The sequence below is a fragment of the Streptomyces sp. NPDC040410 genome (genome assembly GCF_055595715.1).
On the sequence record NZ_JBVIVK010000017.1, the window covers coordinates 121,809 to 134,666 of the forward strand.

The following is a 12,858-nucleotide window of genomic DNA, read 5'->3' on the forward strand; positions in this document are numbered from 1 at the left end:
CGGAAAGGACATGGCCTGATGCTTGACGCCGTCCCCCTCGCCCTGCGCCGCCGCCCGGAGCGGCCCGCACTGCTGGGCACCACACGGTCCGGCTCCGTACGGACCCGGGCCACCTGCGGCGAACTGGCCGATCTCGCCGAGGTGTACGCCTGCGCGCTGCACGGCCGAGGCCTGCGCCGCGCCGACACGGTGGGCGTCGCCGTACGCCCCGGGGTGCATGCTCTGGCCGTACTGCTGGCCGTGCACCGGCTGGGCCTGCGGGCCGCCGTCCTCGACCCGGCCGCCGGACCGGAAGTGCTCCGGGCGCAGCTCGCCCTGGCCCGCCCCGGCATGGTGGTCGCGGACTGCGCCGCGCAGGCCGCCGCGGGCTGGGCCCGCCCGCTCGCCCGCCGCCTCGGTGTTGACCTTCCGCACCTGGCCGGGCTGGGTCCGGTGGCCACGGTCGGCCCCCGGCTGCCCGGCTGCGCGCCCGCCCTGGAGCGGGTGCCACGGGCCGGTGTGCTGCCCGCCCCGGTGGACGGGGACGGTGACGCCGTGATCGTGTTCACCTCGGGCACGACAGCCCGGCCGCGTGCGGTGGTGCACACCCGGTCCTCGCTCGCCGCGGGCCTGGCCCAGGTCTCCAGGCTGGTCCGGCCCGAGCCGGGGGCGCCCGTGCTCGGCGATCCCTTCTTCGTACTCGTGCCGTCCCTGGCGAGCGGGGCGCCGGTCGCGCTGCCCGCCCGGTCACCGCAGCTGCTGGTACGGCAGCTGCGCCGACTGGACGCCCAGGCCACCTATCTGACGCCGCCGCAACTGCGCGCCGTGCTGGCCGTGGGCGGCGGTTTCACGGGGCGGGTGTGGACGGGTTCGGCGCCCGCGAGCGCCGGGCTGCTGACCCGCGTCAAGGCGGCCGGGGCGCACGAGGCGTGGGGTGTGTACGCGCTGACCGAGCTGTTCCCCGCTGCGGCTGTGGAGCAGACGGAGAAGGCCGCCTACGACGGGGACGGCGACCTGGTGGGGCATCCGATGCCCGATGTGGCGGCGAGGACCGGCCGTGCCGGTGAGCTGCTGCTGTCCGGACCCGCGGCCCGTCACCGCTACCTGGGGGAGGACCCCGACCCGTGGGTGGCCACCGGCGACCGCGGGCGGCTGGAAGGTGGACGCATCGTACTGGAGGGCCGCATCAAGGACATGGTGCTGAGGGACGCGGAGAACATCTATCCCGGCCTGTACGAACCCGCCCTGCATGTGCCGGGCGTGGAACTCGCCCTGCTCGTCGGGGTACCGGCCGATGACGGCGACGAGCGGCTGGTGGCCGTCGTACAACCGGGCCCGGGGGCCGATCCGGCGCGGGTACGTGCCGAACTGTCCGGCCCGCTGCGGCGGATGGGGGCCGCCCGCCCGGACGCCGTGCTGCTGGCCGAGATCCCGTTGGCCGGCCGCTCCCGCAAGCCCGACCGCGCGGCCACCGCACGCCTCGCCGCCGCCCGCCTCACCGCTGCATGCCCGGCCGCGCGATGAGGGCCGCCACGGCCGCGGCCCGGCGCCGGGACCGCAGGGTCTACACCCGCTCACACCCCGCGCTGTTCGTCCTGCTGGCGGCCACACGCCGTCGGTCCGTCGCGCGGGTCGGCGGCACCGTGCTGATACACGGCACCGAGGCGTTCCGCCAGGTCCTCACCCGCGTCCCGCTCGACCGAGGCGCGGCCGGCACCACCGGAGCGGCGGCCCGGGAGCTGTCCGGTGGCGGCCTACTGTTCGACCAGGAAGGCGACGAGCACCGCAAGGCCCGGCGCGCCGTCGCCGAGCAACTCTCCTCGGCCGGAACGGCGGATCTGCGCCCGGTCTGGCTGGACGTCCTGGACCGGCACCTGGAACCGCTGCGCGCCGGCCGCCCCGTGGACCTGGTGCCGCTGGCCCGGGAACTGGCCGGGGCCACCGTCGGCGCGCTGCTCGACGTACCGGCCGACCCGCCGACGATCGCCCGGGCCGCCACGGAGGCCGCGGCGACGGCCGTACGGGACCACCTACCCGGCCCGCGATGGCCCGGCAAGGCCCGTGCCGCCGCTGCCGCGGCCCGGCTGGAGGCACTCCTGGCGCCCGGGGGCTCCGGTGCTGCGGCACTGCGGGCGATGCTGGCCGTCGCCGCGGTCAACACCACCGTCGCCGCGCTGCCCCGGGCCGCCGCCTGGTGCGCCGACGCCCGGCTGTGGGACCAGGCCGCCGACGACGCGCTCCGCCCCACCCTCGTCGCCGAACTGCTCCGGGTCACCGCGCCCTCACCGCTGCTGCCCCGAGTCGCCGCGGCCGACGCCACCGTGGGCGGCTGCCCCGTCCGGGCCGGTGACAGGCTGCTGCTGGTGGCTCGGCACGCCGCGCGCTCCCACGACACGCCGCCCGACGCCCGCTGCCCGGCCGCTCCCGCCGTCGCCCAACTGGCCTTCGGCGCCGGACCGCACGCCTGCCCCGGCGCCCGCCTGGCCCGGGCCCAGCTCGACGACCTCCTCGCCGCGCTGGCGGTTCACCGCCCGCGCGTGGTCCGCGCCCGTGTCGACCGCAGTGCGGCCCTGCCGGGCTGGCGCTCCCTGACCATCGGCCCCAGCAGCACGCCGGAGGAGCAATGATCACCGTCGCCGTCACCGGGGCCAGCGGATTCTGCGGCTCCCACGTCGCGGTGGCCGCCGCCGCGCACGGGGCGGAGGTGCTCTGCGTGGGCCGCCGCCCCGGTCCGGTGGGACGTCACCTCCCCTGGGAGGCCACCCGGCAGGTGCCTGATCTCGGGGGTGCCGACATCGTCGTGCACTGCGCGGCCGCCGTCGGCGACCCACTGCCCGGCTCCCCGGCCGAGGCGGTGATGCACGCCGTGAACGTCGACGGAACGAGGCGGCTGCTGGAGGCCGCTGCGGGCCGCCCGCTGGTATGGGTGAGCAGCGCCAGCGTGTACACCCCGAGGACCGGAGGGACCCCGGTCACCGAGGACCATCCGGTACGCGGCCAGCCCACCGCATACGGACGGACCAAAGCGGCAGGTGAGTCCCTGGCCCTGGCGGCAGGTGCGGTCGTGCTGCGGCCCCGCGCGGTGTACGGGCCAGGCGATCCCCATCTGGTGCCGCGCCTGCTGGCCCGGGTGCGCCGTGGCCGGCTGCTGCTGCCGGGCCCAGACGTGGAGCTCAGCCTGACAGCCGTGGAGAATCTCGCCGAGGCCTGCCTCATGGCCGCCGACTGGCCCTCGGGCGCGTACAACATCGCCGACGCGCTCCCCTACCGGCGGGACGAGACCATGCTCGCGGTGCTCCATGCCCACGGGGTACGCGCCCGGCTCGCACATGTGCCACGGCCCGCGGCACGGGCCGCGGCACAGGCCGCCGAGCGGCTGGGGCGGTTGCGCCCGGGAGCCGAGCCGGTCCTCACCCGCTACGCGGTCGACCAACTCGCCCGGGGCATCGTCCTGGACACCACCAGGGCCCGGCAGCGGGGGTGGTCGGCGCGCAGGAGCATCACCGACTACACGGCGGCGGTGGCGGCCGGCCGATCAGCCGTGACGCAGCGGTAGTGGAAACCAGTGGGCGCCGTCATCAGGTTCCGCAAGTGCCCGGCAGCACAAGTGCCCTGCGGCCTGCTCGACAGCGGAGGTCCCCCGCATGTCGCAGCCGATCCAGCTCATCATCCTCCTCACCACCCTGCCTGGCCGGGGCGCGGAGCAGATCACCACCCTCGAACACCTCGCACCCCTCGTCAACCCGGAAGACGGATGCCTCAAGTACGACCTCCCCCAGGTCGCCACCGAGCGCGCTATCCGCGAGCTCACCGTCTGCGGCTTGGACGGGTCCCGGTGCCGTCCGGACGTGACCAGCGCGGCCCCGTGCAGCTCGCGGAAGCTGCTGTAGCCGAACGCTTCGGACTCGGGGACACGGTCCCAGGGCTCCGTCGATCGCGCCCTGGCGGAAAGCGCCGACGCGATGCACCAGGCGTGGGGACTTGGCGGGCCGTCCGCCGACGGCTGAGCCGTGCGGGTGACGTATCCTCACGCCACCTGCCATGCCCGCGACCGGGGGGACTCACGGTCTGCGGCCGGCTCCAACCGTTTGGGAATTCATGCGCGCAACATCCATAAGTGCCGTTCTCACCGGCGCCCTGGTCCTTTCCGCCTCCGCGGTCACCGCCCCTGTCGCGTACGCGGCGGAGACCAGTGTGGTGATCCAGAAGCTGTCCGTGAACGGTGGCAAGCCTGTCGTCCTCGGCACGTCCCAGACCGAGTCGTTCACCATCTCGGTGACCGCCTCGGACGACTCGGGAATCAGCAGCAACATGGCGTTCCTGCAGATCGACCGCGAGGTCGGGGACGACTACTGGTCGTACCACGGCCGCCCGACGTGCACCACGGTCAGCGCCACCACCTCCACCTGCAAGCTCACCGTCAAGCTCGACTCGGGCTGGGGCGTGCCCCGTAACACCCTCGCCGGTCCGTGGGACGTGACCGTCCAGCTCCAGGCCAAGGACGGCGACCTCTACAACAACGGCGGCGAGCCCAAGCACCCCGTCCTGCGACGCGGCAAGCTCACCGTCGACGCCTCGCCGGAGCCGGTTTACAAGGGCAAGCCGCTCAAGGTCACAGGCAAGCTGACCCGCGCCAACTGGGACAAACGCACCTACGCGGGCTACGCCGACAAGCTGGTGAAGCTGCAGTTCCGCAAGGCGGGCACCAACACCTACACGACCGTCAAGACGGTCTACACCAGCAGCTACGGCAACCTGTCCACGACGGTCACCGCCTCGGCCGACGGTTACTGGCGCTGGTCCTTCGCGGGCACGTCCACGACATCGGCGGCCAACGCCGCGGGCGACTACGTCGACGTCCGCTGACGACTCGGCCGCTTGCAGCCCCGCCTTGACGGGGCTGCAAGCGGCGACCTCAGGTCACCCGGCCCACGACTTCACACACAGCTGCGGCGCGACGTCGTCGAGTTCGTCGAACGCTTGTGGAACGTTCACGCGGCCCGCATGCCAAAGGTGGCGATCTCGACTGGCCGGCTCGGTCGTCACCCTCCGCGTGGCCGGCCGCCCCTCGCACGCTTCTGACGGACACTCCGCTCACCGGCTACGTCCGGCTGCGGAGCCGCAGGCGTTGCGCTTGCGGTTCACGCGCCGCCCCAGACGCCGCAGTTCGGCGTGGATCCGCGGGACGCCGTAGGTCCTGCGGCAGGCGATGCGCGGCACGGTGATCTCGTGTGCGGGCTCGTGGTCGGCCATCAGGCGGACCCGGCGGGCGGCGTACAGCTCCCTCACCGGTCGCTCTCCTTCACGAAGAGCCTGGCACTACCTCCTCTGGAACCTCACGTCCCAGTCTCCAAGTGTCCACGACCAAGGGGAAGCTTCACTGCGGCTTGGCTCTTGCGCCAGCGAACGCCTGCCTCGAGGAAGCCGTCGATGTCGCCGTCCAGCACGGCCCACGGACTGCCGGCCTCGTGGCCGGTGCGGACGTCTTTGACTGTCTGGCGTGGAAACAGGTCATATGAACGGATGAAGTCGTCACCGTTCCCGGAACTGTCGTCGTTGCCATGAAGGATGTCCATCTTGGCCTGCTCTGCCTGCTCTGCCTGCTGTGCCTGCTCTGCCTGCTGGCGCTGATGGTGCAGCTTTGTCTGCAGGACATCCATGGCATTGGCCTTGTTCCGGGCCGGGGAGCGCTCGTTCTCGCAGGTGATGACGATGCCGGTCGGGATGTGTCTGATTCGCACTGCGGAGCCGGAGGTGACGCTGGAGCAGCCGACGCCTGAGAAGCGGTACACGTCGACGCGCAGGTCGGACTCGTCGATCTCGACATGGTCGGACTTCTCGGCGACCGGCAGCACTTCGACACCGGCTGAGGAGGTTGGGCCGCGGCGCTGGCTGTCGAACGGTGAGCTGCGGACCAGCCGGTGCGTGCCTTGCTCCACGGAGAGCGTGCCGTAGGCGTACGGCGCCTTGACGACGAAGGTGGTCGACCTGATGCCGACCACCTCCGCGTACGACGTCTCGTACACCTCGGTGCCGTAGCCGTGCCGCTCGGCCCAGCGCAGGTACATGCGTTGCAGCTGCTCCGCGAAGTCGGCGGCGTGGACGCCGCCCGCCTCAGCCCGGATGTTCACGAGCGCCTCACGCCGGTCGTATTCGCCGGACAGGAGAGTGCGGACCTCCAACTCACCGAGGGCCTTGCGGACGGCCGCGAGCTCGGCCTCGGCCTCGCCCCGGGTGTCCGGGTCGCCCAACTCCTCCGCCAGCTCGAAGAGGACCGCGAGGTCGTCGATCCGGCCGCGCAGGCACTCGGTCTTGCGGACGTCGGCCTGGAGGTGCGAAAGCCTGCGGGTGATCTTCCGCGCCCCCTCCGGGTCGTCCCAGAAGGACGGGGCAGCTGCCTGCTCCGTGAGCACGGCGATGTCTGCCCTCATCTTGTCGAGGTCCAGGTTCGCCTCGATCGACCCCATGGTCGAGGAGAGAGACTTCAGCTCTTCGGATACGGCGACTGTCACTGGCGCCACTATGCCAGTCGGCACGCAGCCTTCGCCTTGCCTGTTTTACCCGGCGGCGAGGCCCGGGGAGACGGCGACGATGAGCAACTGCTGCGCGGCCGTGTGTACGGCCGCCACCACGACGACCGAGGCCCGGGGCTACGGCCGGGACGGACCCAGGCCGAGCTGACCGGCGGGCCGCTGGACGGGCTCTTGCAGTTCTCTGAACTCGTCCGGTGCCAGGCAATGTTCGCCCCGGCGAGGCTCGGATGGTGATCTCCGTGATACGTTCGGCGCCGCCGTGCACCACTACGCATTCGAGGAGGTGAGACCGATCAGTGCTGTCACAGGTCGGGGTTCCCTCCTTCGCAAGGCTTGGGAACGCCCGAACAAGGCATTCCCGAAAGGCTTGCAACGCTGATGCGCTTCACCTCTCAGACGTCATCGGAAGGCGTCACTGAACAGTTCTTCACCTTCGACGGGATCCCCGGCGTGCTGTGGACGCCGGAAGGCGCCTGCGGTACTCGTCCCATGATTCTGCTGGGTCACGGCGGCGGGCAGCACAAGACGGCCCCCAGCACGGTGTCCCACGCGCGCCGCTACGCCGCCGAGGGTTTCGCGGTCGTCGCGATCGATGCGCCCAACCACGGCGACCGGCCAAAGGACGAGGAGTTCGGTCGGATCGCGGCCGAGATGCGCGCCGGCATGGCCGCCGGTGAGGATCCGGGCGCGCTGGTCGGCGGCATGCACAGCTATCTGGCCGGTCAGGCAGTCGCCGACTGGCAGGCTGTCTTGACTGCGACCCAGCGCCTCGACCATGTTGGCGTCGGCCCCGTGGGCTATTGCGGCATGTCGATGGGCTGCGGGCTCGGCATCCCGCTCATCGCTGCGGAGCCCCGGATCCGCGCCGCGGTGCTGGGTCTGCTCGGTGTGCACGGGCTGGCCGAGGACGCCGCGCGGATCAGTGTGCCGGTGCAGTTCTTGGTCCAGTGGGACGACCAGATGGTTCCGCGGGACCAGAGCCTGGCGTTGTTCGACGCCTTGGCCTCGGCTGAGAAGACACTGCACGCCAACCCTGGCACGCACGGGGATGTGCCGTCGTTCGAAGTGGACAGCTCGCTGCGGTTCTTCGTCCGGCATCTGAGCTGACGCGAGATCGCTGTGCTCGGCGCGCTGGCCGGAGCTCGTTCCCGGCCGGCGCGGCACTGCGGGTCACGGCTGCCGTACGATCGCCTCGCGGGGTTCATGCGGACCCGGCCGGGGCGACGACTACCCGCCGACGCCCGCGAAGTCCTGGACACCTACCGCGAGCACTGGCGCCGCCCCTTCACCGACGTCTCCGCGTACCACCGCGAAGCCCTCATCGGCAACCGGCGCCTCATCGGCGGCGACCAGTCCGTGCGCGCGAAGCGCCGGCCCAAAAGGGCTCTGGTAGAAGTCCTCGGCGTGCTGGGCGAGTTCGACGACGACCCCGCCGTCACGGCGGGGAAGCGATCGCCGCGTACGCCGCCGAGGAGCTAACCACCGAGCATGCCCGGCTGATGGACGTGCCCGCCGGCACCAGGACGCCTCGTGAACCGCGCAGTCCAGAACAACCTGCTCCCCGGAGCGCCGTTCGCAACGTCCAGGGCGACGTGCTCAACACCCTGGTTGATGATCGGCCAAGTGGTCCGCGGAGCCGGCACGGCACCCGGGCGGGAGCGCCGCCTCGGGCACCGTGCCGGCCGTGGGGCGGGCTCAGGCGGGAGTGATGTTCTCCGCCTGCGGGCCCTTCTGACCTTGGGTGATGTCGAAGGTCACGGCCTGGCCTTCCTGAAGCTCCCGGAAGCCGCTGGCGTTGATGTTGGAGTAGTGCGCGAAGACGTCGGGACCACCGCCGTCCTGCGCGATGAAACCGAAGCCCTTCTCGGCGTTGAACCACTTGACGGTTCCGCTGGCCATGCTGATGCCTTTCATCTGTTGACGGGTCCGCACCGCGCGTACCCGGAGGTGGTCGTCTTGGTCCTCGGGTACTGCACAGCAAAACGCCCGCACCTAGGCGCGGGCAGGAACTGCGAACCACGACATCTGCGCACGACGCTACAGGGCGGATGCGCCGGTCACCAGTGAGTAGGCCCCTCAGACAGAACTGTGTTGCGCTTGCCTCGACCTGCCTGGGCGTCCAGGCAGCGACCCGTCGCCGCGTGCAACGACTGGTCAGGCTTGGTCAGCGTCACTTGTGAGTGGCGTGTCTGTCGGGCTGCGGTGTCGTTGTCGTGGTGTGACACCTGGAGAGACGGCCGGGTCCGGGAGGACCTGGAGGCGTTCACGGCGGAGTTGTTCGACGGGATGATCGACGAGGCCCGCAGCTGGGGCGTTAGCGTTCCGCTGGTCGTGGCGGACGCCGGATACGGCGACGCCACCGCCTTCCGTCTGGGGTTCACTGGCGTGAAGGCACCCGGCCGAGCACCGGCTGCAGCGCATGGCCTCGGCGTGGACCACGCGCACTCCATGGCCGCAGGCAAGGGCAGCGGGTGGCCACGAAACGCGGCCCTTGTTGCCGGGCGCGTGCCACCCAGAATGCCCCGGGCGCGATCACCCCCATGGGACTCGCTCCAGGCCCCTGCTCCCGATACCGAACACGACCGTGCCATATCGGCTGATTGCCGGGGCCGGTGGACTGGGAGAGCCTGGAGAGGTGATTCGTCGGAGTGTGTTCTTCCGTCCGCCCGACGCGCCGCAGAGGCCGCGCACCGAGCGCGGGGTAGAGCCGTTTCCTGGAAGCGCCGTCAGGGCTCCGATGGCTTACGTGGTTGTGCTGACCGTTCCGATTGTGCTGTTGGAGCTGGCCATCGACGACCGCACAGTACGGCTCGCTCCCCTGCTGGTCCTGCTGCCGGCTTTCCCGGCCGCGGTCGGGACTGTGCGGCAGACTGCCTGCGCAGCCGGCTGGGTACTGATCGTCCTCACTGCAGTGCTGCTCTACCGTCCCCTCCCCTCCTGGGGCAACTTCGTGATCATCATGGTGGTGGCCGCGGCGCTCGGCGTGTTGTGCGTTCTGACCTGTCACGTGCGGCTCCGGCGCGAGCAGGATCTGCATCGGGTCCGGTCCACGGCTGTCGCCCTCCAGCGTCAGATGCTGCGCCCGTTGCCCGTCCTGACCGAGCAGGTGATCGTCGACGGGGTGTACCTGCCGGTGGAGGAGGACCGGCTGGTGGGAGGAGACATCTACGAGGCGGTGGCCTCACCGTACGGGACACGGCTGCTTTTCGGTGACGTCCAGGGCAAGGGACTGCCCGCGCTCGGAGCTGCTTTCGCCGTGCTCGGAGCTTTCCGCGAGGCCGCCCTGCGCGAGCCGACGCTCACCGCGCTCGTGGACGACCTGGAGTGGGCTGTCGTCCGGCACAACGCTTTCGCTCAGCAGACTGGTGAGCCCGAGCGGTTCGTCACCGCTCTCATCTTGGGCATCGACGTCTCGGCGGAGACGCAGGCCGTCAACTGCGGCCATCCTGCGCCCTACGTGTTGCATGCCGGTCCGGTGACCTCCGTTCCGCTCGGCGAGCCGGGTGTGCCCCTTGGCCTTGCCGACCTCACCTCGAAACCCCGGACCGTTGCCTGGTTCCCGTTCCCGACCGGCGCCACCCTTCTCGCCTGCAGTGACGGCGTCACCGAGGCCCGCGACACCACCGGTGCCTTCTATCCCCTCGAAGAACGCCTGCAGCTCTGGGCGGATGGCTCCCCCTGGGAACTGGCCGCCAGCCTGGCCGCCGACCTCAGCCGCCACACCGCAGGTGAACAGCGGGACGACATCACCGCACTCCTGGTCCGCAGGACCGCCTGAACAGGCGCAGCCCACTCGGGCAGTGCACGACACGGCTTGGAGGATCCGCAATGACGAACGCCGCCCCTCCCGCACCGATCGTGGTCGGCACCGACGGCTCCCCCGCCTCCGGGCCCGCCGTACGATTCGCCCTTCAGGAGGCACAGCTGCGCCAGACCAGCCTTCGCGCCGTGTGTGCGTACGACTTCACCACCAGGTACAGCGGCTTGGCGTGGCCTGCCGCCTCGGGATTTCACGATCTGGACACGCAGCTGCGTGACGCCACCTGGGAAGCGGTGACCAAGACCGTTCAGGAGGCCAGAGAGCAGGTCGGGGGCGCGCCGGTGGAAGTGGAGATCAGGGTCGAACCGGGCCGCCCGTCGCAGGTCCTGCTGGACGCAAGCCATGACGCCTCCCTCCTGGTGGTCGGCAGCCGGGGCTCAGGCGCATGGGGGCGCCTCATGCTGGGCTCCACGAGCACCGAGGTCGTGCACCACGCCCAGCTCCCGGTCGTCGTCGTGCCTGTCGGGCGGCCGGGCCAGGGGCAGTGAGCTGCTGACCGAGACCCCGCCACGTCATGCAGGGCACCCGTGGCCATGAGCATGAGGAGAGGTGGACTTGCTCCGTCTGCGTTTGCCAAGCGGGCCCATGGCCAACAGGCTGAAACTGATCGCTGGTTGCAGCGTCGGGTGCCCGGCGGCGCGGCTCGGGACAGGAACCTGGCACGTGACCTCGGCGTTTACGGACGCTCTCCGCCTCGGCACGTTCGGGCGGAATCCCCAGGTATGTGACCAGCGGCCTTCACTCCGCCGCGCAGCGTGAAGGAGAAAACCGTGAGCGACCCATTGACTGCGCTCAGTGACTACGGGGTTTCGATCTGGCTTGACGATCTGAGCCGGGAACGCCTTGCAACGGGCAGTCTCGCTGACCTGGTCGCCGACGAGCACGTGGTGGGAGTGACGACCAATCCCACCATTTTCGCCAAGGCCATCACAGCGGGCGACGCCTACGATGCGCAACTGCGCGACCTGTCCGTCCGGGGTGTGGAGGTAGGGGAGGCGCTGCGGGCGCTGACCACGTACGACGTCCGCGACGCATGCGACGTGCTGCGGCCGGTCTACGACGCCACGGGTGGGGTGGATGGGCGGGTGTCGATCGAGGTCGACCCACGCCTGGCCCACGACACCGCGGCGACCATCGCTGAGGCTCGGGCCCTGTGGTGGCTGGTCGACCGGCCGAATCTGTTCGTCAAGATTCCCGCCGCCCGTCAGGGGCTGCCGGCGATCGCCGCGTGCCTGGCCGAGGGCATCAGCATCAACGTCACGTTGATCTTCTCGCTGGCCCGCTACGACGCTGTCATGGATGCCTTCTTCGACGGGATGGAGCGAGCCCGGCAGTCCGGCCGCGACCTGTCTTCGCTCGGGTCGGTGGCATCCTTCTTCGTCTCCCGCGTCGACGCCGAGGTGGACGCGCGACTGGACAAGATCGGGACGGCGGCGGCCGCCGGACTGCGCGGCCGGGCCGCGCTCGCCAATGCCCGGCTCGCCTATCAGCACTACGAGCAGGCGTTCGCCTCGCGGCGCTGGGACGTGCTGCGCGAGGCCGGTGCCCGCCCGCAGCGGCCCCTGTGGGCATCGACCTCGACCAAGGACCCGGCCTACCCAGACACGCGTTACGTGGTCGACCTGGTCGCGCCTGGCGTGGTCAACACCATGCCCGAGGCCACACTCCGTGCGGTCGCCGACCACGGCCAGGTGCCCGATGACTCGGTGCGCGGCTACTACGCCGAAGCACAACAGGTATTCGAGCGGCTTCAGGCCCTGGGCATCGACTACGACGATGTGGTCCAGAAACTCGAGGACGAGGGCGTTGCCGCGTTCGACGCTAGCTGGGACCGCCTGCGCGAGCAGCTGTCCGCCACGCTGCGCGCACAGCCCAAACAGCAGAGGAGCTGACCATGGACTCGGAGGCGACGTACACCCGCCCCAGTGGTACGCCGAGCACGGTGTCCCTGCGTCTCGGCATCACGGGCGTGGACGCGGCCGCACACAGAGTGACCTTTGTGCACGCTGCAGGACAACGCGACAGCCGCTCACGGCACCGGGGTCACCTTCCTCCCCAGCGTCTTCGGCCGCCCGCACCTGGTTGTGGTGCACGCGCCCGGGTGGCAGCCGGTGGTGCAGTACCCCGACGACCGGTGTTGATCCAAGAGCCGCGGCGGGTCGGCGCCCGTGACGGACGCGGGTGTTGGCAGGCGGAGCCAGGCCGCCGACGACCGCCCAACCGGAGAGCCCTCCGCCGTCCGCTCGATTGCCGGAGAATCCGCCCCTCATCGCGGTGACCCATACCCGAACTCCGCTGTCCCTACGTTTGTTACTGAGCGAGCCATTCGTAGGGTCGGCTCACCCATGGGCGCCGGGTATGGGTTTCCGCAGTCTGCCGTGGGCGTGGGGCGATCTGCATGAGGGTGGCGCGGAAGCCGTCGGGCATCCAGCCCCTGGGCTCGATGCGCTGGTCGCGGGCTGTGGTGTCCTCGAAGGCGGAGTCCGGGCTCTGGGACGCTGATGATGTGCCGGTCGGGGTGTTCAT

At 70.9% G+C, this 12,858-nt stretch carries 14 protein-coding genes and 2 pseudogenes; 12 read left to right on the top strand and 4 right to left on the bottom strand.

Features of this window, described 5'->3' with window-relative positions; translation table 11 throughout:
- Nucleotides 1-18 precede the first annotated feature (18 nt).
- The 5 genes from ACZ562_RS29105 (at nt 19) to ACZ562_RS29125 (ending at nt 4,845) form a co-directional block, all read left to right on the top strand.
- Nucleotides 19-1,503, top strand: coding sequence for a class I adenylate-forming enzyme family protein (locus ACZ562_RS29105; RefSeq protein ID WP_471185018.1), 1,485 nt, complete (start codon nt 19-21; stop codon nt 1,501-1,503).
- Nucleotides 1,500-2,606 carry a cytochrome P450 gene (locus ACZ562_RS29110; RefSeq protein ID WP_471185020.1) on the top strand — a complete coding sequence of 369 codons (1,107 nt, stop codon included), beginning with the start codon at nt 1,500-1,502 and terminating at the stop codon, nt 2,604-2,606. The genes ACZ562_RS29105 and ACZ562_RS29110 overlap by 4 nt, the downstream gene beginning before the upstream one ends.
- The gene (locus ACZ562_RS29115; protein WP_471185023.1) at nt 2,603-3,535 is read left to right on the top strand and encodes an NAD-dependent epimerase/dehydratase family protein; all 933 of its coding nucleotides are present in this window, start codon (nt 2,603-2,605) and stop codon (nt 3,533-3,535) included. The genes ACZ562_RS29110 and ACZ562_RS29115 overlap by 4 nt, the downstream gene beginning before the upstream one ends.
- A gap of 88 nt (nt 3,536-3,623) precedes the next feature.
- Entirely contained in the window at nt 3,624-3,869 is a 246-nt protein-coding gene (locus ACZ562_RS29120; RefSeq protein WP_471185026.1) for a hypothetical protein, read from the top strand.
- Nucleotides 3,870-4,077: 208 nt separating this feature from the next.
- Complete coding sequence (locus ACZ562_RS29125; RefSeq protein ID WP_471185028.1) at nt 4,078-4,845, top strand: hypothetical protein; 768 nt, start codon at nt 4,078-4,080, stop codon at nt 4,843-4,845.
- 228 nt (nt 4,846-5,073) lie between these two features.
- On the opposite strand, the gene ACZ562_RS29130 is transcribed toward ACZ562_RS29125, so the two are convergent.
- Complete coding sequence (locus tag ACZ562_RS29130; protein ID WP_471185030.1) at nt 5,074-5,268, bottom strand: hypothetical protein; 195 nt, start codon at nt 5,266-5,268, stop codon at nt 5,074-5,076.
- Between the two features lie 47 nt (nt 5,269-5,315).
- The gene (gene prfB / locus ACZ562_RS29135) at nt 5,316-6,491 is read right to left on the bottom strand and encodes a peptide chain release factor 2 (RefSeq protein WP_471185032.1); all 1,176 of its coding nucleotides are present in this window, start codon (nt 6,489-6,491) and stop codon (nt 5,316-5,318) included.
- Nucleotides 6,492-6,890: 399 nt separating this feature from the next.
- Between prfB and ACZ562_RS29140 the strand changes: the two genes are divergently transcribed.
- Both ACZ562_RS29140 and ACZ562_RS29145 read left to right on the top strand, forming a co-directional pair.
- Nucleotides 6,891-7,619: a dienelactone hydrolase family protein gene (locus ACZ562_RS29140; protein ID WP_471185112.1), complete on the top strand. Its 729-nt coding sequence runs from the start codon at nt 6,891-6,893 to the stop codon at nt 7,617-7,619.
- A gap of 96 nt (nt 7,620-7,715) precedes the next feature.
- Nucleotides 7,716-7,991: a hypothetical protein gene (locus ACZ562_RS29145; RefSeq protein ID WP_471185034.1), complete on the top strand. Its 276-nt coding sequence runs from the start codon at nt 7,716-7,718 to the stop codon at nt 7,989-7,991.
- Nucleotides 7,992-8,207: 216 nt separating this feature from the next.
- On the opposite strand, the gene ACZ562_RS29150 is transcribed toward ACZ562_RS29145, so the two are convergent.
- Nucleotides 8,208-8,411, bottom strand: a complete 204-nt coding sequence (locus tag ACZ562_RS29150; protein WP_037751662.1) for a cold-shock protein — start codon at nt 8,409-8,411, stop codon at nt 8,208-8,210.
- A 387-nt stretch (nt 8,412-8,798) separates the two neighbouring features.
- On the opposite strand from ACZ562_RS29150, the pseudogene ACZ562_RS29155 reads away from it, so the two are divergent.
- The 5 genes and pseudogenes from ACZ562_RS29155 to ACZ562_RS29175 all read left to right on the top strand — a co-directional run.
- Nucleotides 8,799-8,888 (top strand): annotated as a pseudogene (locus ACZ562_RS29155) (transposase); the annotation flags it as partial.
- A 361-nt stretch (nt 8,889-9,249) separates the two neighbouring features.
- Entirely contained in the window at nt 9,250-10,290 is a 1,041-nt protein-coding gene (locus tag ACZ562_RS29160) for a PP2C family protein-serine/threonine phosphatase (RefSeq protein WP_471185037.1), read from the top strand.
- Nucleotides 10,291-10,340: 50 nt separating this feature from the next.
- A complete protein-coding gene (locus ACZ562_RS29165) occupies nt 10,341-10,820 on the top strand; it encodes a universal stress protein (RefSeq protein WP_471185039.1) in 480 nt (159 codons plus the stop codon).
- 282 nt (nt 10,821-11,102) lie between these two features.
- Nucleotides 11,103-12,224, top strand: a complete 1,122-nt coding sequence (tal, locus tag ACZ562_RS29170) for a transaldolase (protein WP_471185042.1) — start codon at nt 11,103-11,105, stop codon at nt 12,222-12,224.
- Nucleotides 12,225-12,338: 114 nt separating this feature from the next.
- A pseudogene (locus tag ACZ562_RS29175) lies at nt 12,339-12,458 on the top strand (DUF5937 family protein); the annotation flags it as partial.
- Nucleotides 12,459-12,642: 184 nt separating this feature from the next.
- Here the strand turns inward: ACZ562_RS29175 and ACZ562_RS29180 are convergent.
- On the bottom strand, nt 12,643-12,858 hold the full coding sequence (locus ACZ562_RS29180) for a hypothetical protein (RefSeq protein ID WP_471185044.1): 216 nt from the start codon (nt 12,856-12,858) through the stop codon (nt 12,643-12,645).

Coding starts and splice junctions, on each gene's coding strand:
- ACZ562_RS29125 (WP_471185028.1), top strand. CDS start 4,078: ATGCGCGCAACATCCATAAGTGCCGTTCTCACCGGCGCCCTGGTCCTT.
- ACZ562_RS29115 (WP_471185023.1), top strand. CDS start 2,603: ATGATCACCGTCGCCGTCACCGGGGCCAGCGGATTCTGCGGCTCCCAC.
- ACZ562_RS29160 (WP_471185037.1), top strand. CDS start 9,250: ATGGCTTACGTGGTTGTGCTGACCGTTCCGATTGTGCTGTTGGAGCTG.
- ACZ562_RS29180 (WP_471185044.1), bottom strand. CDS start 12,858: ATGAACACCCCGACCGGCACATCATCAGCGTCCCAGAGCCCGGACTCC.
- ACZ562_RS29140 (WP_471185112.1), top strand. CDS start 6,891: ATGCGCTTCACCTCTCAGACGTCATCGGAAGGCGTCACTGAACAGTTC.
- ACZ562_RS29165 (WP_471185039.1), top strand. CDS start 10,341: ATGACGAACGCCGCCCCTCCCGCACCGATCGTGGTCGGCACCGACGGC.
- ACZ562_RS29150 (WP_037751662.1), bottom strand. CDS start 8,411: ATGGCCAGCGGAACCGTCAAGTGGTTCAACGCCGAGAAGGGCTTCGGT.
- ACZ562_RS29120 (WP_471185026.1), top strand. CDS start 3,624: ATGTCGCAGCCGATCCAGCTCATCATCCTCCTCACCACCCTGCCTGGC.
- ACZ562_RS29110 (WP_471185020.1), top strand. CDS start 1,500: ATGAGGGCCGCCACGGCCGCGGCCCGGCGCCGGGACCGCAGGGTCTAC.
- ACZ562_RS29105 (WP_471185018.1), top strand. CDS start 19: ATGCTTGACGCCGTCCCCCTCGCCCTGCGCCGCCGCCCGGAGCGGCCC.
- ACZ562_RS29145 (WP_471185034.1), top strand. CDS start 7,716: ATGCGGACCCGGCCGGGGCGACGACTACCCGCCGACGCCCGCGAAGTC.